The organism is Microbacterium sp. ProA8, assembly GCF_039905635.1.
Classification (GTDB): domain Bacteria; phylum Actinomycetota; class Actinomycetes; order Actinomycetales; family Microbacteriaceae; genus Microbacterium; species Microbacterium chionoecetis.
The window spans coordinates 1,156,676-1,177,079 of sequence record NZ_CP157000.1 but is presented as its reverse complement, the minus strand read 5'-3'; the positions used below and the strand labels follow the sequence as shown (position 1 = coordinate 1,177,079).

Here is a 20,404-nt window from a genome sequence, read left to right as displayed (position 1 = left end):
CCGGGATGACCTGGGGTTGGACGGGCGTGCGCGGCACGTGGGCGACGGCCGAGGCATCCGAGTCCCTCCGTGAGATGGCCGACCACGGCGTGAACTGGACGGCGATCGCGTACTCGGCCCTGCAGGAGACCGCGCAGTCGACCGAGGTGCGGTTCCGCGAGGAGCCGACGGTCACCGACGACGAGATCGTGTGGGCGATCCGCGAAGCGCGGGCCCTCGGGCTGAAGGTGTGCCTGAAGCCCGTGGTGAACGTGGCCGACGGAACGTGGCGCGCCCATATCGGGTTCTTCGACCGGGATGTGCCGGGCGAGCCGACGTGGGGCGAGTGGTTCGCCTCGTACCGCGAGTTCATCCTGCACGCGGCCGGCATCGCCGAGGCCGAGGGCTGCGAGATGCTCTGCATCGGCTGCGAGATGGTGCGCGCCGATGCCCGCGAGGCGGAGTGGCGCGAGCTCGTCGCCGCGGTACGCACCGTCTACTCCGGCGTCGTGACGTACAACTGCGACAAGTACCAGGAAGACCGCCTGGGCTGGTGGGACGCCGTGGACGTCGTCACGTCCAGCGGCTACTACCCGATCGACCGCTGGGATGCCGAGCTCGACCGGATCGAGCGGGCCGTGGCCGCGACGGGCAAGCCGTTCTTCTTCATGGAGGCCGGATGCCCCTCGCGCGAGGGCTCGCCCGACCGCCCCAACGACTGGTCGCTGCCGGGCGCCCCTTCGGGCGACGAGCAGCTCCGCTACTACGAGGCGATGTTCGCGGCGTGCGACGGACGCCCCTGGGTGCGCGGCTTCATGCTGTGGGACTGGCCGCCCCGGCTGTACGCCGCCGAGACGGCGGCGGGCAACGACGACTACTGCCCGTACGGCAAGCCGGCCGGGGAGTTCCTCCGCGAGGCGTACCGCCGGCGCGCGGGCCAGGCGAGGATGCCGCAGCTGCCATGACCGAGCACACGGCGACAGGGGTATCCGCGGAGGCCCCGACAGGTGGAGCATCATCCTGGGACGGGACACCGGCCACGCCGGCCGGCGACGGCCGGCACGACGGGGACGGCTCCGTCGAGGGCACGGCGTCGGGCGCCGGCGCCGGCACGGGCACGACCGACTCTGCGGGAAGAAGGGGCGACAGCCGCATGAGCACAGTACTGGCGATCGATGCCGGGCAGACCGGCATCAAGGTGCGCCTCCGGGGCCATGACATGGTCTTTCCCGGCATCCGCACCCACGAGCCGCTGCTGCCCCAGCTCACGGCGGTCGCGCACGCCGCGATCGAGCGGACGGGCGCCGAGGTGTCGGTCGTGAGCGCCGGGGTGTCAGGGCTCACCACCCAGGAGGCGGATGCCGCCGAGTTCCTCGCCCGCATCGGCGATCCCACGGTGCGCGAGGTCATCCTCGCGCACGACTCGACGACGTCGTTCCTCGGCGCTCTCGGCGACACCCGCGGCGCGGTCGTGGCCGCGGGCACCGGCGTCGTGACGCTCGCCGTCGGCGCGGAGCGCGTGGCCCGCGTCGACGGGTGGGGCTACCTCATGGGCGACGCCGGCAGCGGCTACTGGATCGGGCGCGAAGCGCTCGACGCCGTGATGCGCGAGTTCGACGGGCGCGGTCCCGCGACGCGGCTGCGCGCCGTCGCCGAGGAGCGGTGGCCCGACCTCGGGCAGGCGTACATCCACCTGCAGTCCGCCGACGACCGCGTGAGCGTCGTCGCCTCGTTCGCCGAGCAGGTCGCCCGGCTGGCCTCCGACGGCGACGCCGTGTCGCAGCACATCACCGTGCGCGCCGGCGGAGAGCTCGCCCACAGCGTCGAGACGGCGCTGCGGCGGGTGCGTTCCGACGATCCTGACGAGCACTTCGCGGCGTGCGCCATCGGCGGCGTGTTCCGCTCCCCGCAGCTGCACGAGGCGTTCGCCTCGCACATCCGGGCGAGCGAACTCGACGTCACGCTCGTCGAGCCCCGCGGCCTCGGCATCGACGGCGCCGTCGCCCTCGCGGGCCTCGAGGCGGGGCATCCGCTCGCCCACGCCGTCTCGGTCGCGCAGGTCTGACGCCCGCCCACGACGAAGACGGATGCCCCGGCCCTGTGTGGACAGGTGGGCCGGGGCATCCGGGTCTTTGCGAGGAGTGAGGCCGGTCAGACCAGCGACTCCCTCCAGGCCCGGGGTCGCTGGCCGGAGCCCGCCGAACGCCTCCCGGGCGAGGACTCGAGGGTCAGACCAGCGACTCTCTCCAGGCACTGTGGAGCTGGGCGAACTTGCCGGCGCCGGCGATCAGCGCCTCCGGGGCGTCGTCCTCGATGATGCGGCCGTGCTCCATGACGAGCACGCGATCGGCGATCGCGACCGTCGACAGACGGTGCGCGATGATGATCGCGGTGCGGTCGGCGAGCAGCGTCTGCAGGGCATCCTGGATCTGTCGCTCGGACGGCATGTCGAGCGACGCCGTCGCCTCATCGAGGATGAGCACCGCCGGGTTCGCGAGGAAGGCGCGCGCGAACGAGATCAGCTGACGCTGCCCCGCCGACACGCGGCCGCCGCGCTTGTTCACGTCGGTGTCGTAGCCGTCGGGAAGGGCCTCGATGAAGGCATCCGCCCCCACCGCCTTCGCGGCGGCCCTGATCTCGTCGAGCGTCGCGTCGGGCTTGCCGAGTGCGATGTTGTCGGCGACCGTGCCGCTGAACAGGTAGGCCTCCTGCGTGACCATGACGATCGCACGGCGGAGGTCCTTCGGGTGCAGCGAGCGCAGGTCGACGTCGTCGAGAGTCACCGTGCCCCTCGTCGGGTCGTAGAACCGCGACACGAGCTTGGCGAGCGTCGACTTGCCGGCTCCCGTCGTGCCGACGAGTGCGATCGTCTGCCCGGCGGGGATGTCGAGCGAGAAGTCGGGCAGGATGGTGCGCCCGTTGCCGTAGCCGAACTCCACATCACGGAACTCGAGGTGGCCCTTCGCCGTCCAGAGGTCGACCGGGTGCTTCGGGTCGGGAACCGTGGGCTCCTCCTCCAGCACGCCCGACACCTTCTCGAGCGCCGCCGTCGCCGACTGGTACGAGTTCAGGAAGAACGCGACCTCCTGCAGCGGCGAGAAGAAGTTCCGCACGTAGAGCACGGCGGACAGCAGGAAGCCGATCTCCATCGCCCCGTCGACGACACGGATGCCGCCCCATGCGATCACGACCGCGAGCGTCACCGATGCCACGGCCATGAGCCCCGGCTCGAAGGTGCCGAACAGGCGGATCGAGCGCATGTTGACGTCGCGGTAGTCCATCGCCACGGCGCCGAACTCTTCGTCGTTGCGATCCTCCTTGCGGAAGGCCTTCACGGCGCGGACGCCCGTCATCGTCTCGACGAACTTGACGATCACCTTGGCGCTGATGACGCGCGACTCGCGGTACACCAGCTGCGAGCGCGAGTAGAACCAGCGCATCAGCAGGTACAGCGGAATGCCCATCACGGTCAGGATCACGCCGGACTGCCAGTCCACGATGTACAGCGCCGCCAGCGTGAACGCGCCGTACAGGATGCCCGAGACGAGCTCGTTCAGGCCGCCGTCGAGCAGCTCGCGGATCGTGTCGAGGTCGCTCGTCTGACGGGAGATGATGCGGCCCGACGTGTAGGACTCGTGGAACTCCAGGCTCAGCCGCTGCGTGTGCAGGAAGATGCGCTTGCGCAGGTCGAGCATGACCGCCTGCGTGAGGCGTGCGGCCACCACGACATACCAGCCGATGAGGGCCGCGCCGCCGATCGCTGTCACCAAGTAGACCAGCACGACGAGGATGGTCGGCATCCAGTCCATCCGCTCCACCGCGGCGGGCAGGGCGTTGTTGATGCCGATGCCGATCAGCCAGGGACCGGCGACGCGGAGCGCCGTCGAGACCACCAGCACGACGCCGGCGAGGATCAGCTGCCCGCGCACCGGAGTGATGAGCGAGCCCAGCAGGCGCAGCGAGCGCCGGCGGATCTCCTTGCTCTCGGCACGGGTGTAGTCGGAGCGGTCTTCGCCGCTCGTTCCGGTCACTGTGGTGCTCACAGGGTCACCTCCCCCATCGGTTCGTGAGCTTGTCGGGCTGCCTGCATGCGCGCTTCCTCGACCTCGAGACTCGAGATCACGTGTCGGTAGTGGCTGCTGGTGCGCAGCAACTCGGAGTGCGTGCCGACCGCCGTCACGCGCCCGGCCTCGAGCAGCGCCACGCGATCGGCGAGCATCACCGTCGAGGGACGGTGAGCCACCACCAGCGCGGTCGTCTCAGACAGGACCTGGCGAAGGGCATCTTCGACGAGGGCCTCGGTGTCGACGTCGAGCGCCGACAGCGGGTCGTCGAGCACGAGCACCGCCGGACGAGCCGCGACGGCGCGCGCGAGCGCGAGCCGCTGACGCTGACCGCCGGAGAGGGACAGCCCCTCCTCGCCGATGATCGTGTCGACGCCGTCGGGCAGATCGTCGACGAACCCCGCCTGCGCGACGCCGAGCGCCTCGCGCAGAACGCGCTCGGCCTCGTCGCTGTGCGGGACGAGGTCCTCGCGTCCGAGCAGCACGTTGTCCCGCACGCTCTGCGAGAACAGCGTCGCGTCCTCGAAGGCCATGCCGATGTGCCGGCGCAGCTCTTTCAGCGTGAGGTCGCGCACGTCGACGCCGTCGAGCGTCACCCGGCCGCCGGTCACGTCGTAGAGGCGCGTCGGCAGTGTCGTGAGCGTCGTCTTGCCCGACCCGGTCAGGCCCACGAGCGCCATGGTCTCGCCCGGACGGAGCACCAGGTCGATGCCGTCGAGCAGATCCCGTTCGTGGGACGCCGCATCCTGGTAGCGGAAGCGCGCGCCCTCGAAGGCGAGCTCGCCCTGCGGGCGCTCGATCGAGACCGGGTTTTCGGGGTCGACGATCGTGTTCTCCTCGTCGAACACCTCGAAGAGGCGGTCGGTCGCGGTTCGCGCGTCCAGCAGGAACGAGAACAGGAAGCCGATCGACTCCATCGGCCAGCGCAGCACGGTGGCCATCGCGAAGAACGCGATGAGCTCCGCCCCCTGCAGCTGCCCGATCGCCGTCAGGTAGATCCCGGCACCCAGGCACAGCGCGAAGGCGATGTCGGGAAGCAGCACCAGCCAGAACCAGATCCAGCCGACCGCGCGTGCCTTGCGCAGCTCGGTCTCGCGCAGCGTCTCGGCCTGGCGCGTGAAGTTCTGGAGCGCATGCTTGCCCCGGCCGAACGCCTTGAGGACGCGGATGCCGTGGACGCTCTCCTCGACGGACGTGGCGAGGTCGCCCGCCTGGTCCTGGGACTCCCGTGCGAGCGTGCCGTAGGCCTTCTCGAACCGGTAGCCCGCGTACCAGAGCGGCGCGGAGGTGACGAGGAAGATGGTGCCGAGCAGCCAGTGCCAGCGGAACAGCAGCGCCGTTCCCACGGCGATCGTGAGGACGTTCACCACCAGCAGCACGAGACCGAACGCCAGCCAGCGGCGCAGCATGCTGATGTCCTGCATCATGCGGCTGAGCAGCTGACCCGACTGCCAGCGGTCGTGGAAGGCGACGGGAAGGCGCTGCAGGCGCGAGTAGAAGGTCTGGCGCAGGTCGTACTCGACGAGCGTCGCCGGCGCGAGCACGAACCAGCGGCGCAGCCAGACCATGCCGGCTTCGGCGAGGCCGAGGAGCAGGATCGCTCCCGCCCCCCACCAGATGGCGGTGACGTCACCCGAGGCGATGGGGCCCTGGACGATCTGCTCGAGCACGAGCGGGATGGCCAGCGCGAGCAGGCTGGCGAAGAGCGCACTGACGGCGCCCATCGTCAATCGCGGCAGCACGGGTTTGGCGAAGGGAAGAAGGCGCGCGAGCGCGCGGGGAGTGGAGAGTCTCTCAGCGGAAGACGTAGTCATGATCCTTGGCGAGTGGTGTGGCGGGGGTGCTTCGATGCCGCGGGAACGGCGGGGGACGGCGCACCGCACAGACAGCGTGCGGGGTCGCCGGAGAGGCGTCCTGTGTGCCAGAACGCGGGAGCTCGTGATCCTATGCCGCGCGGTGTGGCGAGCGGCGGCGCCGCGGACGCGGCGGATCGGCGGAGGTCGGCCCGGGGACTATCCCTCGAGGGCGACGCGCAGCGTCCCGAGAACAGGCAGGAAGACAATCGGCTTCGTGGTGACGACGGCCTGAGACATGGCTTCCTCCTTGAACGTGGGACGGGGACTGGCGATCGCCGAAACGACACGCCAGCCCTCCAGCCTATACCTGGGAAATCCCTGAGCGCAACAAGCGCTTTCCGCCTCCCCGGAAGAAGCCCGCGGGGCCGCACCCGCACGGTGTCCCGGGCCGTCGGCAGACGGCCCGGGACGCCGAGGCTCAGACGAGCGCGGGCACGCCCGCCTCACGGTCGAGCAGCCGCTGCTTCACCGGCAGTCCCCACGCGAACCCGCCGAGACTGCCGTCGGTGCGCAGCACGCGATGGCAGGGGACGAAGAGCGCCGGGGCGTTGCGGGCGCAGATGGATGCCGCGGCACGCACCGCGCTCGGAGAGCCGAGCAGAGCCGCGAACTCGCTGTACGTCAACGGGCGACCCGGAGCGATACGGCGGAGCGCTCCCCACCCGGCGAGCTGCATCGCGGTGCCGCGCTGGGACACGGCGACGTCGTCGATGGCGGCGAGTTCGCCGTCGTAGTACGCGAGGACGGCGGCGGCGGCATCCGTCCGTCCGCTGCTCTCGACGACCGACGGACGATCGCGCGCCGAGAGGCGGGCGAGGATCGTGGCGGGGTCTGCGGTCCAGCCCGAGGCCAGCACGCGCGCGGAGTCGTCGGAGAGGATCGTGAAGGCCCCGTCGGGGGTGTCGATGGTCTGGATGGTCGCGGTGGTCATGACATGCCTCCGGTGGTGGTGTCGGACGGGCCGGTGTTGTTCTCGGATGAGCCGGCGGCCTTGAGGGATCGGTCGGACTTCTTGCGGGAGTGGGGTGCCCTGGGTGGCACGGCGCGCCACAGGTGCGCGGTGAGGTAGCTGCGCCACGGCGCGGTGCCGGCGGCCCAGACATCGAGCGCGCGCGGCTCGGCAGGAAGGCCGATCGCGGCAGCCCCGGAGCGCACGGCGACGTCGCCGGGAAGGAAGACGTCGGGATCGGCGAGCACGCGCATGCGCACGTAGTCCGCGGTCCACGGGCCGATGCCGGGCATCGCCAGGAGCGCGGCACGCTGCTCGGCCCCGTCGTCGCCGGGGGTGAGCGTGAGCGTGCCGTCAGCGAGGGCGGCCGCGGCACCCGTGATCGCGCGGATGCGGGCGGCGGGACCGCGCAGCACCTCGTGGCCGCGCTCCGCGATCGCCGCCATCGTCGGGAACAGGCGGACGGGGGTGGATGCCTCCCCCGCCGCCTGCGCCTCCGCGCTCGTCGAACTCGCGCCGGCCACGCCGGCAGCCGGGAGCGTCCTCGCGAAGACGGGCACCTCCTCCCCGAGCGCCGCGGTCAGGGCCGTGAGGGCGGTGCGCGCGGCGACGACGGTGATCTGCTGGCCGACCATCGCGCGGATGAGCATCTCGTGCGGATCGGCAGCGCCCGGAACCCGGATGCCGGGCAGCGCGGCGATGAGCGGCGCGAGCGCGGGATGCCGCGACAGCGACTGGTCCACCGCGTCGGGGTCGGCATCGAGATCGAACAGTCGCCGCGCGCGGGTGACGAGGGTCGAGAGGTCGGCGAGGTTCGTCAGCGCGGCGCGCAGCCGCACGCGGCCCAGATCGTCGAGGCGGAGCTCGAACCACACGGGCCCGTGCGGCAGCCGCAGCGTGCGGGCGAAGGTCGAGGCGGTCGCGGCCTCGGCACCCGACACCGCGCGAGCCGCCATCCACGCGAACAGTCCCGCGGCGTCGAGCGCGCCCCGGTGCGGGAGCGCGAGGTCGATCGTGACCCCGGGCGCGGCCTGTGCGGCGGTGGCGGAGCGCCGCTCGCCGGGCCGCGCCGGCCGGCGTCGCGCGCGCAGCTCGAGCGGCGGCATCCCGAACACTTCCCGGATGGTGTCGTTGAACTGACGCACGCTCGCGAACCCCGACGAGAACGCGACGTCGGCGGCGGGCAGGTCGGTGCCGACGAGCAGCATGCGGGCCGTCTGCGCCCGGTGCGCACGGCTGAGCGCCAGGGGCCCGGCGCCGAGTTCGGTCGTGAGCAGTCGCGTGAGGTGCCGCGGCGAGTATCCGAGCCGCCGAGCGAGGCCGGGGACGCCCTCGCGCTCGACGACCCCGTCGGCGATGAGCCGCATGGCGCGACCGGCGGTGTCGCCGCGGAGGTTCCACTGCGGTGACCCCGGCGCGGCCTCGGGCAGGCAGCGCTTGCAGGCCCGGTAACCCGCCTCGTGAGCGGCGGCGCTCGTCGGGTAGAACGTCACGTTCGACGGCTTGGGGGTGCGGGCGGGGCAGCTCGGGCGGCAGTAGATCCCGGTGGAGCGCACCGCCGTGACGAACTGCCCGTCGAAGCGGACGTCACGCGAGTCGATCGCGCGGTAGCGCTCATCGAATGACATGGATGCCACGCCCGCTGCGTCGGCCGTCATGGTCAGGCTCATGTCCCTAGCCTGACACGCTCCCCCGACACCCGCTGGCGGGAATCGGACACGGCTGTTCGGCCGCTCCGGGACGGGCCGACGCTCAGCGCGGAGCGAAGGCGGAGCGGATGCGGTGCCAGAGCGGATCGCCCTCGGCGACACCGGAGCCGATGCGGAGCACACCGCCCATCTGGCCGAGCCCGCACGCGAGCGCGATCACACCGATGAGGCCGGCGGCGGCCGACAGGCCGCTGAAGTCACCCGCCGCGAGGTCGCGGACCGCGGCCGCGATTCCGAAGATCGCGGTGAGGAACGCCAACGAGGACGTCAGCAGCCTCACGAGGTTGCGCGGTTCGAGGTAGACGGTTCGCGCCTGCACCCACCCGCCGGCGCGGCGCTGCCGAGAACCCGCCCGGAACGGTGCGCGCAGCCACGCGGTGGCGCTCGTCGTGAGCGCGCGTCCGGTGAGCCACAGCCGCACGAGCCCGAACGCTGCGACGGCGGCGAGGATCGCCGCGACGACCGTCGCCACCACGTCCACGAGCGCCGGGGGACCTCCCCGCTGCACGATCGCATCGACCATCCCCAGGCCGACGAACACGCCGGCCGCCGTGACCACGAACGCGGCGAGCCCGAAGGCCCATCGCGACCACCGTTCGTAGTCGCCGCGGAGCAGCAGCGCGACGCGGTCGGCCTCCGCCACGGTGACGTCATCCGCCGTCGCGCCGCCAATCCACGGGCGAGATTCCGGCCGGATGAGGGTGAAAGCCATGCACGTCAGGTTACGCGGTGCGCTGCGCGGAGCCGGAATCGGGCAGCGGCAGCGCCGGCTCGACACCCTCGGGCAGCACCTGCGTCGTCGACAGGGCGAAGGCGGTCAGCAGCGCCAGCTCTGCGCGCTGCGAGGGATCCGAGCACATGCCCATCACGAGGACGGTGCCGCCGTCATCCGGCAGGAGCAGCTCGCCGACGGTCACCACGTTCGGGATGCCGCCTGTGACCAGCCGGCCGCTGGCGACCGTTCCGACGCGGCCGTCCGGCGCGGTGAAGGTCTCGGCGCCCGCCTCGTCGCCGAAGCGCACGAGGGGGAACAGCCGGTGGAAGGGCGTGGTCGGCACGTCGACGCCGGGCGCCGCGCGCACCACATTGGTGCAGAGGAACGATGCGGCGGGTCGCTCGCCCGCGGTCAGCGAGACGCCTGCGAAGTCGAAGTCGGTTCCCGCGAAGGCGGCGACGCCCGAACGGAAGCCCTCGACGATCGACGTCCGCGCCTCTTCGGGGAGCCAGCCCTCGCCGCTCGCGAGATACCACTCCAGCCATTCGTCGGGGGTGCGGTCGCCGAACGCCCGGAACTCGATCCAGCCCTGCGGCAGCCGCTGCCAGACCCGGTCACCAGTCGTCCGAGTCATGGGATCAGAGCTCCTCGTCGGTGCGGGGCCCGTTGCCGCGGATCGTGTTGTCCACGCGCTCCCCCAGGTTCTGCCACGGACCGCTCAGGCTCTCGACGAAGCTCTGTCCGTTGTCGTGCGCGTCCTTGGCCTGCGACATCGTCCAGTAGGTGTTCGAGACCAGGTTCTGCATGTTGACGTTGAGTGCGACGGCGAGCGATCCGGCCGCGGTCCCGCCGCCGGCCAGCGCAGGGGTCATGCGCTGGATCGAGGGGATGAGCACCTGCCCGCCGGGGCCGATGAGCGACTTCGCCGCCATGCCGAGGGCGCCGCCCGCGAGCATGCCGAGAGCGCCGACCGCGAAGTCGGTCCAGTCCCCGCGCCCGGTGAGCGCCTGAAGCCCGTCGATCGCGACCAGGATGCCCGACATGACCAGGGCGACCGCGCCCAGAGCCGGGAAGAAGAGCGACAGGATCGCGATGACCGGAAGCGCCGCCCGGAGGATGTCCTCGAGGATCGGCACTACGTTGTCCATGAGCCAGGCGCCGGTGTCGGCGAGCCACTCCCCGGCGTCGCCGAAGAAGTTCGAGAACGCGTTGCCCGCGTAGCCGTCGAGGATCCCGCCCGCGTCGTTCAGAGAACGAGCGGCCGCGGCGGCCTCGTCATCGACCTCGGTCTTCAGAGACCGCGCTGCGGCGCGGATCTCGTCGAGCTCGGCGCCGGCGCTGCCGAGCGCGAGCGCCGCATCCGACACCGCGTCGGGATCGGCGTCGTCGTCGTCCTTGTGCTCCATCGCTGTGGCATGCGCGTTCTCGCACGACGCGAGCCGGTTCGCGGCGGCATCCGCCTCTTCGGCGAGCACGCGCGCGCGCTGCTGGAAGGAGGTGAGCTGGGTGGTCCAGGTGCGAAGCGCGTCGCGCGAGGTGCGCAGGGCCTCGCCGGTGTCCGACAGCTGCGGCCGGAAATCCTCGCTCATCGAGGCGCGGAACGCGGTGGCGGAGAGGCCGACCCAGTCGGCGTCGTCGCCACCGTCGAGCGTCGACAGAGCGTCGTCGACGCCGTCGCAGCCCGCCGACAGTGCGTCGAGATAACCCTCGAGCGTCGCGATGTCGCCCGGTGCGGGATCGAAGCCGAGCGCGGTGAAATCGGTCACGCCGAGCTTCCTTCCTGCGGCACCATGCTCGCGCCGAGCTCGGAGTCGAGTCCCTGGAACGCCTCGAGGATGCCCTCGAGGCCGGCACCGGCGTCCTCCGCGTAGCGCGCGAGCTTCTTCATGCCGCCGCCCCACGACCCGTGAAGGTCTTCCAGTCGCCGACGCAGCTCGTCCTGCGGCACCGCCGAACCCGACACGTTCGCGAGCGCGCCGGTGGCGTCTTCCAGCATCGTCCGCATGTTGGCGTATGCATGCCGGCTCGCACTCATCGCGTCGAAGTCGATCCGCACATCGGTCATCGCATTCCCTCCGAAACGGCCTGACCGGAGGCCGCTGCGCGCGGCGCTCCGGTCAGGCTCTCGAGCTTTGTGACGTGAGCGCGGCTCAGCCGCCGGCGAGCTGCTGGTCGAGGTCCTGGATCGCGCGCATCATGCCGAGCAACGACTCCGACATGTCGTTGATGCCGTCCACCGCACCCTTCAGACCCGTCGTCAGCTCCGAGTACCCCTCACCGAACTTGCCCGAAGCGTGCTGCGTCTTGAAGTCCTCACCCAGCAGCGTGTCCACCTGGCTCTTCAGCGAATCCAACTGGCCCTGGATGTCATCACGAGCCTGCGACAGCGACGACGCCACCTGCTCCATCTCCGCATACGAAGCACCGAAATCGGCCATCGTCAACTCCCTCACTCAGATTCCCGACCCACCCCGGGCCGATGACTCCACGCTAACCGGCATGACGCGATCAGCCCATGGGGACCATTCCCCATGCGGCGATTCAGGCCTGATCAGGGCGGTAGTAGGCGGAGCCGCCCTCCGGTGCGACCGTCAGCGCGAGCCGCCCCGGTGCCGTGGCACGGGCCTCTGCCGCGACGTCGGGCGTGATCTTGCCGCGCGCCGCGAGCAGGTCGATCGCGGCATCCCGCTCGGCCAGGATCTCGCTCAGCGTCGAGGGCGGGATCTCCTTCATGCTCTGGTCGACGTTGTCGTGCGGGTTCTGCGGACCGCCCTTGATGGTCGCGCCGCGAATGAGGATCGCCGCGTAGGCGACCACGTCGGCCAGGACGACGACGAGCCAGACCCAGGTGCCGCCGTCCAGCAGCTCGCGACCCGCAGTGATGGCGACGAGCGCCGTGAACAGGCCGGGCACGATGTGCATCAGCGAGGTGGTGCGGATCCCCGCCTGCGAGACGGCGCGCGGACGACGGAAGCGCTGGTACTGGCTCCATGCCGTGGCGAGGAACGAGATGAGCGTGAGCACGCCGGCGAACGCCAGCGGGAAGTCGAAAGCGCTTCCGCCGACGACCCAGCGGAGCATCGCCGCGGCGCCGACGAGCGGGGCGACCAGCAGGAACATGTATGCGAGCGATTGCAGGCAGCTCCCCGCGCTGATGCCCGGGTGCTCCGCGCGCACCGCCTCCTTCGGGGCCAGCATGACGAGTGTGTGCTGCGCGTACGGCGCCCTGGCGAACGAGCGCAGCTCGAGCCGCCACCACTCGAGCGGACCCCACTCGTCGGTCTCGTCGACCAGGCTGGTCAGGGTGCGATCGCTCACAGCGGCCAGTCCTCTCCCGCTCGCACCACCGCGGTGTCGAGCGCTTCCACCCGCGCGCGGTCGGCGGCGGGCAGGAAGCCCTCGAGGACCGACTCGTGCAGGATGTCGCCGGCAACACCCTCCACGAAGGGGAGGCCGTACGGGGCGACGGGGCCGAGCACGGCGCCGAGAGTGGCGTTCTGCCCGACGAAGAGCCAGCGCCGGAACCCGAAGTCGTGGTCGTCGTGACGCTCGAGCAGGGTCACCGAGAATCCGGCGCCCAGCTGCGCCGACTCCACCACCTCGGTGGTCGGCGGCAGCAGCGCCGAGGCCGACCACAGGAAGGCGGCCTGCTCGGGCTCGGCCAGCGGTTCGGATGCCGCGAACACCGTGAACGGCGCCAGGACGCGTCCCTCCGCCCCGATGAGGAGCAGGTTCCGGCGGTCCTCGCCGGTCGCGTCGGCGATGTCGCTCAGCGCCGCGGTGATGCGCTCGGCCGTGGCATCCTCGAATCCCTCGCGCGCGGCGAAGGCGTAGGCGGTCTCCCGCGCCCAGCGTGCGCGCTCTTCGGCGGACTGCTCGACGTGCGGGACGGGGAGGCTCCGCTCGGGATCGTGTCGAAGATTGATCTGCATGTCAGCGCGTGCTCCACGTGAAGGTGGCGACGTGGTGGTCGAAGAGCGCCACCCACGCCAGCAGCACCGGGTCGTCCTCGGCCATGTCGGCCGCATGGGCGACGGTCGCGGTCCATTGCACGGCCTGCGTCCGCCGGGTTCCGGGGATCGGGATGAGGTAGTTGATGAGGAACGAGACGGCGGCGACGCCCTCGACGGTGACCGGGCGACGCTCGGTCCAGCGCACCATGCGATGCCCTTCGCCGATCGCGATGCCGCCGCGGTTGCGGACGGCGTCCTCGACGACGGCGTCCAGCGGGATCTCGGGCGTCGCCTTGCGCCGGAGCCCCACGAGGCTCGCCGCCCCCAGCGCCCAGGACGGCGCCGTCTCGCCCGCCAGCGCGAAGGCGAAGGCGTCCTGCGCGCGAAGGCTGCGCAGGGCGTCCCCGACCTGGACGGCGAGACCCGACGCGAGATCCGGTCGACCGGCCTGCGCCAGTCGCGTCCGCGATGCGCCGAGCAGCTCTCGCTCGGTATCCGCGGTCAGGTCGTACGACTGCCAGCCCAGCGGCAGCAGCATCCGATACTGCGGGACGGCAGGGGACACCGTGCCCCTCAACTCAGCGCGCAGGTCACTCACCCGACAAGTCTCCCATCACCGGCTCCCCGATCCGCGCCGTGCGATCCCGCACGGTGCCGGTCACGAGAAGGGGTTCTGGTCAGGGTCGAACGAGCCGGAGAAGGAACCGGACGCGGCATCCTTGATCTGGCCGACGATCTGGAACTGTGCGACCCAGACGGTGCCGACGATGGCCGCCCCGTCGCGGGCCGTGGAGCCCATCCGCGCCCAGTCGTCGACGTGCTTGCCCGAGAACAGCTGGGCCGAGAAGTCCGCGGCCTTGTCTGCGAATGTCGTGCCGCGCAGCCCGATGAGGCTCGACCCCCAGTCCTCGAAGGACGTGGCACGCAAGCCGGCCAGTCGCACGGCATCGTCGCCGAACTTCGTCCCCAGCGCGCTCCATCCGGATGCCGAGCCGAGGCCGCGGATGGTGCGGGCGGCGGGGCCCAGGAACGGGATGACGCCGATCACGCCGAAGGCGACATCCCACCAGCTGCCGTCGTCGAAGGCGAGCTTGCGGGTGAGTGCGACGGCGAGGGTCGCGACCGCCACGATCGCAGCGAGGGCCAGGATGAGCGGACCGCCGATCACGATGGCAAGGACCGCAAGCACGATCCCGGCGACGGCCAGGACGTTCGCGAGGAAGTCGAGCGCGCCGCGGAGGTTGTCCTTCCAGTCGTCCTCGATCTTGCCGCTCACGCCCTCCCGGATGTTCTTGGCGGCGGTGTCGAAGGCTTCGAACCAGCTGTCCCAGGCGGTGTCGTACTCCCCCGCCTTCTCGACCCAGTCCGCGTGCTTCGCGGTGGCGAGGCCCCGCTTCTCATCGGCGTTCGCCGAGGCGGTGTCGTACGCCGACTGCTCGTCCGCGTCCGCGTCGTCATCGGGCTCGTTCGGCACCGCGCCCTCGGCGGTGTCGGCGGTGCGACTGAGGCTGTAGTACTCCTCCCACAGCTCCAGCAGATCCGACACGAGCGGGTCGATGACGCCCTTCGACGTCTCGAGCTCCTTGCCGTAGGTGAGGATGTGCGGCCCGACGGAGTCGTAGAGCTCGGCTGCCTGGGACAGATCGCTGCTGACCTTGCCGCACAGCTCGCGGAGCTTCTCGATCGACTTCCCCTCCATGTCGGCGCCGTCATCGACGAGCCGGGAGATGAGGTTCCATGCGCTGGACATGTCGCTCGCGAGATCGACGATCTGCTGGCCGCGCGTCTGGACGTCTCCGGCGTCGCCGCGCAGCTTCTCGATCAGGGTGCCTGCCGGCGTGTGCGACGGCATGTAAGGCGTGGTCATTCCGTCATCCGTTCTCTGACTTGCGTGCCGCGTCTTCGTCGAAGCCCTTGAAGGCGGCGATCACGCCGTCGAGGTGCTCTGCGACGCCCTTGCAGTTGTCCATGAGCCGCTTGCGACGGTCGTCCCAGCGACCCTCGAAGTCGTGGGCCGCGTCCTTCAGGTCGTCCTTGTCGTACGGCGTGTCGACAGCGTCCTCGAGATCCCGTCGCCTGCTGCCCGCGCTCTCGAACTCGTCGATGATGTGCTTGAGCTGCGTGCTCAGGTCGCCGAGATCGTCATAGCTGACCTTGACCCCCACCGTCTCTCCTCAAATTCGTGCGCCGCGGTCACCGTCGCCGTGCGGCGGGCAGGCGCGAAGCCCGCCGCACCGGCGATGGAGGTGGTTCAGCCGCCGGCGAGCTGCTGGTCGAGGTCCTGGATCGCGCGCATCATGCCGAGCAGCGACTCCGACATGTCGTTGATGCCGTCCACCGCACCCTTCAGACCCGTCGTCAGCTCCGAGTACCCCTCACCGAACTTGCCCGAAGCGTGCTGCGTCTTGAAGTCCTCACCCAGCAGCGTGTCCACCTGGCTCTTCAGCGAATCCAACTGGCCCTGGATGTCATCACGAGCCTGCGACAGCGACGACGCCACCTGCTCCATCTCCGCATACGAAGCACCGAAATCGGCCATCGTCAACTCCCTCACTCAGATTCCCGACCCACCCCGGGCCGATGACTCCAAGCTAGCGAAACCCCGCCTGCGACCACGATGGGGACCATTCCCCATGCCGGTCCCCAGGTCATCGCTGGACCGCGGTCTGCGGCACCTCCAGGGTGGTTCCCTCGACGAGCGGCATCTGCACCGTGACGGCGCGCCCCGACTGGACGAAGATTCCGCGGCCCTCCGGGAAGTCGGAGCGCTTGACCTTCGGGAACGGCACCTTGAAGATGGCGTCACCGTCGAACGCGTCCGGACGCAGCACGATGCCCTTGCGGCCGCCCTTGAAGTCGCCGATGAGCCCGAACCCGCTCGCGATCTGACTGACGTCGGCATCGCCGATCAGCAGGTGCTCGCTGCGGTTGACCGCCTGGAACAGCGCCTTGAGCGGGCGCTCCGCCGGCGTGTCGGCGAACTGGGGGACGTCCTCGATCACGATCAGGAGTCTGGCATCCAGCGATTCGTCGCCGACCAGGTCGGCGAGCTCGGTCGCCAGATCCTTCGCCTCGTCGGGAGTCGTCGCACTGCGCATCCACGGCGCGAACTCCTTGAGCTGCGAGCGGCGGCCGCCGAAGTGGAACAGCCGCACGCCGGGGTCGAAGCGGGTCATCGACGTGATCAGCGCCTTCATCGCGTTCGTCTTGCCCGACAGCGGCGGTCCCGTCACCACGAAGGTGCCGATCGGATCGAAGTCGCGCGCCGCGAGGGTGTCCTCGGCGACACCCAGCGCGGGGAAGTCGCCGATGCGATCCGGCATGGCGGTGGCCTGCAGTCGTGTGGGAAGCGACCCGATCTCCTCGACCTCGCGGGCGCCCGCGGCACGGAGATCCTGCGCCCACTGGGTGAGCAGCTTGGTCTGCTCCGCCACGTTCGGCGTGCCGCCGAGCACGGCGATCTGGGTCTCGAAGCCGTCCACGATGGCCCGCCCGGGCGCCGAGCGCTCGTCGAGGACGTCCTTGGGCGCGTTGAGCAGGGCGTAGGCGTTCTCGTCCGAGAGTCGCAGCACGACCCGGCGGGACACGTTCGAGCTGATGGCGGTCGGCACCGATCCCGACCGGTCGGCCGTGGCGACGACGTGCACACCGAGGGGGCGGCCCTCGCCCAGGATGCGCATGAACGCCTGGTAGAACGGCATCCGTGCGGTCGTGGACTCCCACTCTGCGCGGAACTGCGGCAGGCCGTCCAGGAGCACGATGATGCGCGCCTCGTCGCGACCGGTCAGCTGGCGGTATTCGGCGATGCTCGAAGCGTTGGCGGCGCTGAAGCGCTTGCCCCGGTCGTCGAGGATGGCGCCCAGCGAGCGCATGATGCGCTGCACGCGCTCGGCGTCGTCCCCGGGGATGATGGAGCCGACGTGCGGCAGCACCTCGAGGCTCTTCAGCGCGCCGGCGCCGAAGTCGAGCCCGTACACGGCCACGTTCTCCGGGCGGCGGCCCGTCGCCGCCGCGATCGCGACGGTGCGCAGCACCGTCGACTTGCCCGAACCGCTGGTGCCGTACACGAGGAGCGACCCGTCGCGGTCGGGCTCGAAGTACACCGGCTCCTGCAGCTGACGCTCGGGGACGTCGCGCTTGCCGAGCAGGATGAAACCGGAGCGCCCGGCCCGCAGCTGGCGGATGTCGACCGTGGTCTCGAGGTCGTCGAGCCACGGGCGGCGCGGCGCGGGGATGCGCGCCACGTCGGCAGCCGCCACGAGCGTCGCCACGATGCGCTTCTGGTCGTTGGGGCCGGGGTCGACGTCGTGCGAGTCGGACTCACCCGAGTCGGGGAGCTCCCATCGCTGCACCGACCCGAACCGCAGCTGTGCGACGGCGACGTCCGCCGCGGGTGCCTGATCGCTGCTCCATCCGCCGGCGTAGGCGGACTGGAACGACACGAGACGACCCGGTCCGGTCTTGGCGATCCCGCGGCCGGGGATGCCGGGGTCGAAGCGCGCAGCCACCGGATCGCCGACGACGTCCTTCGAGTCGGACTCGTCGGCCATGCGCAGCGCGACCCGCAGGTTGGTGTTGGCGCGCAGGTTGTCCTTGATCACGCCGGCGGGGCGCTGGGTGGCCATGATCAGGTGGATGCCGAGCGATCGGCCGCGCTGGGCGATGTCGACGACACCGTCGACGAACTCCGGCACCTCGCCTGCGAGCGCGGCGAACTCGTCGATGACGAGGACCAGCGCGGGCGGGGTGTCGGGATCGCGCCGCTTCTCCAGCTCGAGGAGATCCTTGGCCTTCTTGCGGTTGAACAGGTGCTCGCGGTGGTGCAGCTCGGCGCGCAGGCTCGTCAGCGCGCGGCGGACGAGGTGCGGGCTCAGGTCGGTCACGAGGCCCACGCAGTGCGGCAGGTCGACGCAGTCGGCGAACGCCGAGCCGCCCTTGTAGTCGACGAAGAGGAACGTGACCCGGTCGGGGCTGTGAGCCGCCGCCATGCCCAGCACCCACGCCTGCAGGAACTCGGACTTACCTGCTCCGGTGGTGCCGCCCACCAGGGCGTGCGGGCCCTGTGTCCGCAGGTCGAGCGCCATCGCGTCCGTGGGGCCCTGGCCGACGATCGCGCGCAGCGTGCCCGCCTTCTTCAGCCGGGGCAGAGCGGCGCCCGAGCGGTCCAGAATGGTGTTGTTCTCGCGCCAGCGCTCGATCGCGAACGCGGGGTCCGAGGCCATCTCGGATCCGACCAGGGAGAGGAACATCACGGAGTTCGGGATGTCGGACGCGTCCTCGATGACGGTGCTGGAGTCCACCACCGGCGCGAGCCGCTTCGCGAGGACCGTCATCAGCTCGTTCGAGACGCCCTCCACCGCCGTGTCGGGATAGTCCACGCCGCTGCGGACCGTCCCGGCGCGCGCGCGCTCGAGACCGTTCGTGACGTCGAGGAAGCTCCGGCACACCGCCGGGAGTGCATCGACCATCGGGGCGACGAACAGTCCGTACACGCCGACGTCGGCCCCGCGCTCGAGCACCTGGGTCAGTCGGGCCCGGTCGACGGGCGCGTCGGCGGTGACGATGACGACCACCGCCGTCTGGCCGGGAAAGGTGGCCTCTTCAGCGGCGCGGCGCACGTCGGTGCCGTAGCGCATCGGATCCCAGTCGTCGGCGAGGGGCAGTCGGGGCGACGACGCCGCCTTCGACCGCTGCATCACCAGTTCCTCCAGGCCCGACAGCAGCGCCGCGCCGCTCGACGCCGAGTCCGACAGCGGCAGGTCGCGGAACGGGCTGCGCTCGCTGGAGGTGTGGGGCAGCCACTTCAGCCACTCCAGCTGGGTCGCCCACCGGGGCTCGGTCAGCGCGATGGCGACCAGCTCGTTGGGAGAGTGCAGGCCGAACAGCTGAACGCAGAGGCCGCGCAGCGCATCGGCGGCCTCGCGATCCCCGCCGGCGACGCCGATCACCCCCACGCTCTGCAGCGACTCCAGCACCGGGACGCCGTCGATGGTGCGGTAGCGGTCGCGCAGTCGGTCGACGCGATCGACGAACTCCTGCAGCGCCTCCGGCGTCTCGGACCGCTTGACCGTCGTGCGCGAGGGGGCCTCGGTGATGCCGAGCCGCACCGAGAGGAAGTTCCAGTGCTCGGGGCGTCGTGTCCACAGCATCGGGCCGAGTCGCATCGCCTCCTCGAACACCACCGCCACCGGCGGGGCCTCTGCGTTGCGGATCTCGCGCTCGCGCGGGCGCTCGCGGTAGAGCGTCTCTTCGAGCTCTTCGAACGTGCGCTCGAAGATCTCCGTCTCTTTGCGGGCGCGCTGGCCCACCTGGGTGCGCTGGGAGATGAAGTTGCCGAGCAGCATCAGCGGCGACATGATGACGACGAGGAGCGACCGGGGGTTGCCGTTCATCGCGTACAGCGCCATCCCGAGGATGAGCGGTGCGACCAGCATCGGCCACGGGAACAGCCGCGTGACCGGATCTTTCGGCATCCGCGGCTCCGGGAGCTCTTCGCCGATGTAGCGAGGCTCGACGCGCGGGCTGCGGTTGAACAGCAGCGATCCGCCGCGCTCGAGCACCGGGTCCTGCTCGACCGGGGCGAAGTCCTGGACCATGCGGACGACCACGTCGGTGTCGCCGAGCGAGAACCGCTGCCCCGGGATGACGCGGAGGCGCTGGACCAGACCGCCGTCGACCACGATGCCGTTGGCCGAGTTCAGGTCGACGAGTTCCACCGAACCGCCGACCTCGATGCGCGCATGCACCTTGGAGATCAGCGGGTCATCGAGCACGATGTCGTTGCCTGCGGCGCGCCCGATTGTGAAGTGGCCGCGCGGCAGCGGAAACTCGCGTCCGACGAGCGGGCCGCCGACGACCGAGAGGATGGCGGCCGGCGGGCCGCCGACCGCCCGCGACGCCACGTAGTCCTCTCCGAGGTTCACGATCGATGCGATGAAGCCCGAGCCGACCGCGGCGTCGCTGATCAGCATGTCGGGAGCGAGCATGGTGAAGGTGGACGAGGTGGGCGGTGCCACCTTGAGCGTCAGCACGTCACGCGGAGAGGCGGACGTCTCGCGCGCCGGGTCGGTCTCGACGATGTGCCGGGCCACGTCCTGCACGGTCGCCGTCGTGTCGGAGGTGACGACGATGTCGATCTGCTGCGCGTCTCGCCGCTGGAGTGTGAGTCTGAGTCTCATG

At 70.9% G+C, this 20,404-nt stretch carries 18 protein-coding genes; 2 read left to right on the top strand and 16 right to left on the bottom strand.

Translation table 11 applies throughout. The features are described from left to right. Positions 1–5: 5 nt before the first annotated feature. Together ABG085_RS04910 and ABG085_RS04905 are read left to right on the top strand one after the other, a co-directional pair. Complete coding sequence (locus ABG085_RS04910; RefSeq protein WP_347979277.1) at positions 6–944, top strand: 1,4-beta-xylanase; 939 nt, start codon at positions 6–8, stop codon at positions 942–944. Between the two features lie 188 nt (positions 945–1,132). Next, positions 1,133–2,044, top strand: a complete 912-nt coding sequence (locus tag ABG085_RS04905) for a BadF/BadG/BcrA/BcrD ATPase family protein (protein WP_347978309.1) — start codon at positions 1,133–1,135, stop codon at positions 2,042–2,044. Between the two features lie 163 nt (positions 2,045–2,207). Here ABG085_RS04905 and ABG085_RS04900 read toward each other — a convergent pair whose 3' ends face one another. From ABG085_RS04900 to ABG085_RS04825, 16 genes are all read right to left on the bottom strand, one after another. Then, on the bottom strand, positions 2,208–4,022 hold the full coding sequence (locus ABG085_RS04900; protein ID WP_347978308.1) for an ABC transporter ATP-binding protein: 1,815 nt from the start codon (positions 4,020–4,022) through the stop codon (positions 2,208–2,210). Beyond that, positions 4,019–5,857 carry an ABC transporter ATP-binding protein gene (locus tag ABG085_RS04895; RefSeq protein WP_347978307.1) on the bottom strand — a complete coding sequence of 613 codons (1,839 nt, stop codon included), beginning with the start codon at positions 5,855–5,857 and terminating at the stop codon, positions 4,019–4,021. The genes ABG085_RS04900 and ABG085_RS04895 overlap by 4 nt, the downstream gene beginning before the upstream one ends. A gap of 460 nt (positions 5,858–6,317) precedes the next feature. Then, on the bottom strand, positions 6,318–6,830 hold the full coding sequence (locus tag ABG085_RS04890) for a methylated-DNA--[protein]-cysteine S-methyltransferase (protein WP_347978306.1): 513 nt from the start codon (positions 6,828–6,830) through the stop codon (positions 6,318–6,320). Further along, positions 6,827–8,518 (bottom strand): Ada metal-binding domain-containing protein, encoded by a 1,692-nt coding sequence (locus tag ABG085_RS04885; protein WP_347978305.1) that lies wholly within the window; start codon positions 8,516–8,518, stop codon positions 6,827–6,829. The genes ABG085_RS04890 and ABG085_RS04885 overlap by 4 nt, the downstream gene beginning before the upstream one ends. An 82-nt stretch (positions 8,519–8,600) precedes the next feature. Beyond that, positions 8,601–9,269, bottom strand: coding sequence for a hypothetical protein (locus ABG085_RS04880; protein WP_347978304.1), 669 nt, complete (start codon positions 9,267–9,269; stop codon positions 8,601–8,603). 10 nt (positions 9,270–9,279) lie between these two features. Further along, positions 9,280–9,906: a hypothetical protein gene (locus tag ABG085_RS04875; RefSeq protein WP_347978303.1), complete on the bottom strand. Its 627-nt coding sequence runs from the start codon at positions 9,904–9,906 to the stop codon at positions 9,280–9,282. Positions 9,907–9,910: 4 nt separating this feature from the next. Continuing rightward, complete coding sequence (locus ABG085_RS04870; RefSeq protein WP_347978302.1) at positions 9,911–11,038, bottom strand: hypothetical protein; 1,128 nt, start codon at positions 11,036–11,038, stop codon at positions 9,911–9,913. After that, positions 11,035–11,337, bottom strand: coding sequence for a hypothetical protein (locus ABG085_RS04865; protein WP_347978301.1), 303 nt, complete (start codon positions 11,335–11,337; stop codon positions 11,035–11,037). The genes ABG085_RS04870 and ABG085_RS04865 overlap by 4 nt, the downstream gene beginning before the upstream one ends. 85 nt (positions 11,338–11,422) lie before the next feature. Continuing rightward, positions 11,423–11,710 (bottom strand): WXG100 family type VII secretion target, encoded by a 288-nt coding sequence (locus ABG085_RS04860; RefSeq protein WP_106816895.1) that lies wholly within the window; start codon positions 11,708–11,710, stop codon positions 11,423–11,425. Positions 11,711–11,813: 103 nt separating this feature from the next. Beyond that, positions 11,814–12,590 (bottom strand): hypothetical protein, encoded by a 777-nt coding sequence (locus tag ABG085_RS04855; RefSeq protein WP_347978300.1) that lies wholly within the window; start codon positions 12,588–12,590, stop codon positions 11,814–11,816. Beyond that, positions 12,587–13,204, bottom strand: a complete 618-nt coding sequence (locus ABG085_RS04850; RefSeq protein ID WP_347978299.1) for a hypothetical protein — start codon at positions 13,202–13,204, stop codon at positions 12,587–12,589. Before ABG085_RS04850 ends, ABG085_RS04855 begins: the two co-directional genes overlap by 4 nt. A 1-nt stretch (position 13,205) precedes the next feature. Continuing rightward, positions 13,206–13,823, bottom strand: coding sequence for a hypothetical protein (locus ABG085_RS04845; RefSeq protein WP_347978298.1), 618 nt, complete (start codon positions 13,821–13,823; stop codon positions 13,206–13,208). 60 nt (positions 13,824–13,883) lie between these two features. Then, a complete protein-coding gene (locus ABG085_RS04840; RefSeq protein ID WP_347978297.1) occupies positions 13,884–15,092 on the bottom strand; it encodes a hypothetical protein in 1,209 nt (402 codons plus the stop codon). A 4-nt stretch (positions 15,093–15,096) separates the two neighbouring features. Beyond that, the gene (locus tag ABG085_RS04835; RefSeq protein ID WP_347978296.1) at positions 15,097–15,390 is read right to left on the bottom strand and encodes a hypothetical protein; all 294 of its coding nucleotides are present in this window, start codon (positions 15,388–15,390) and stop codon (positions 15,097–15,099) included. Positions 15,391–15,476: 86 nt separating this feature from the next. Further along, positions 15,477–15,764 (bottom strand): WXG100 family type VII secretion target, encoded by a 288-nt coding sequence (locus ABG085_RS04830; protein WP_106816895.1) that lies wholly within the window; start codon positions 15,762–15,764, stop codon positions 15,477–15,479. Positions 15,765–15,873: 109 nt separating this feature from the next. Continuing rightward, the gene (locus ABG085_RS04825) at positions 15,874–20,403 is read right to left on the bottom strand and encodes an FtsK/SpoIIIE domain-containing protein (protein WP_347978295.1); all 4,530 of its coding nucleotides are present in this window, start codon (positions 20,401–20,403) and stop codon (positions 15,874–15,876) included. Position 20,404 lies beyond the last annotated feature (1 nt).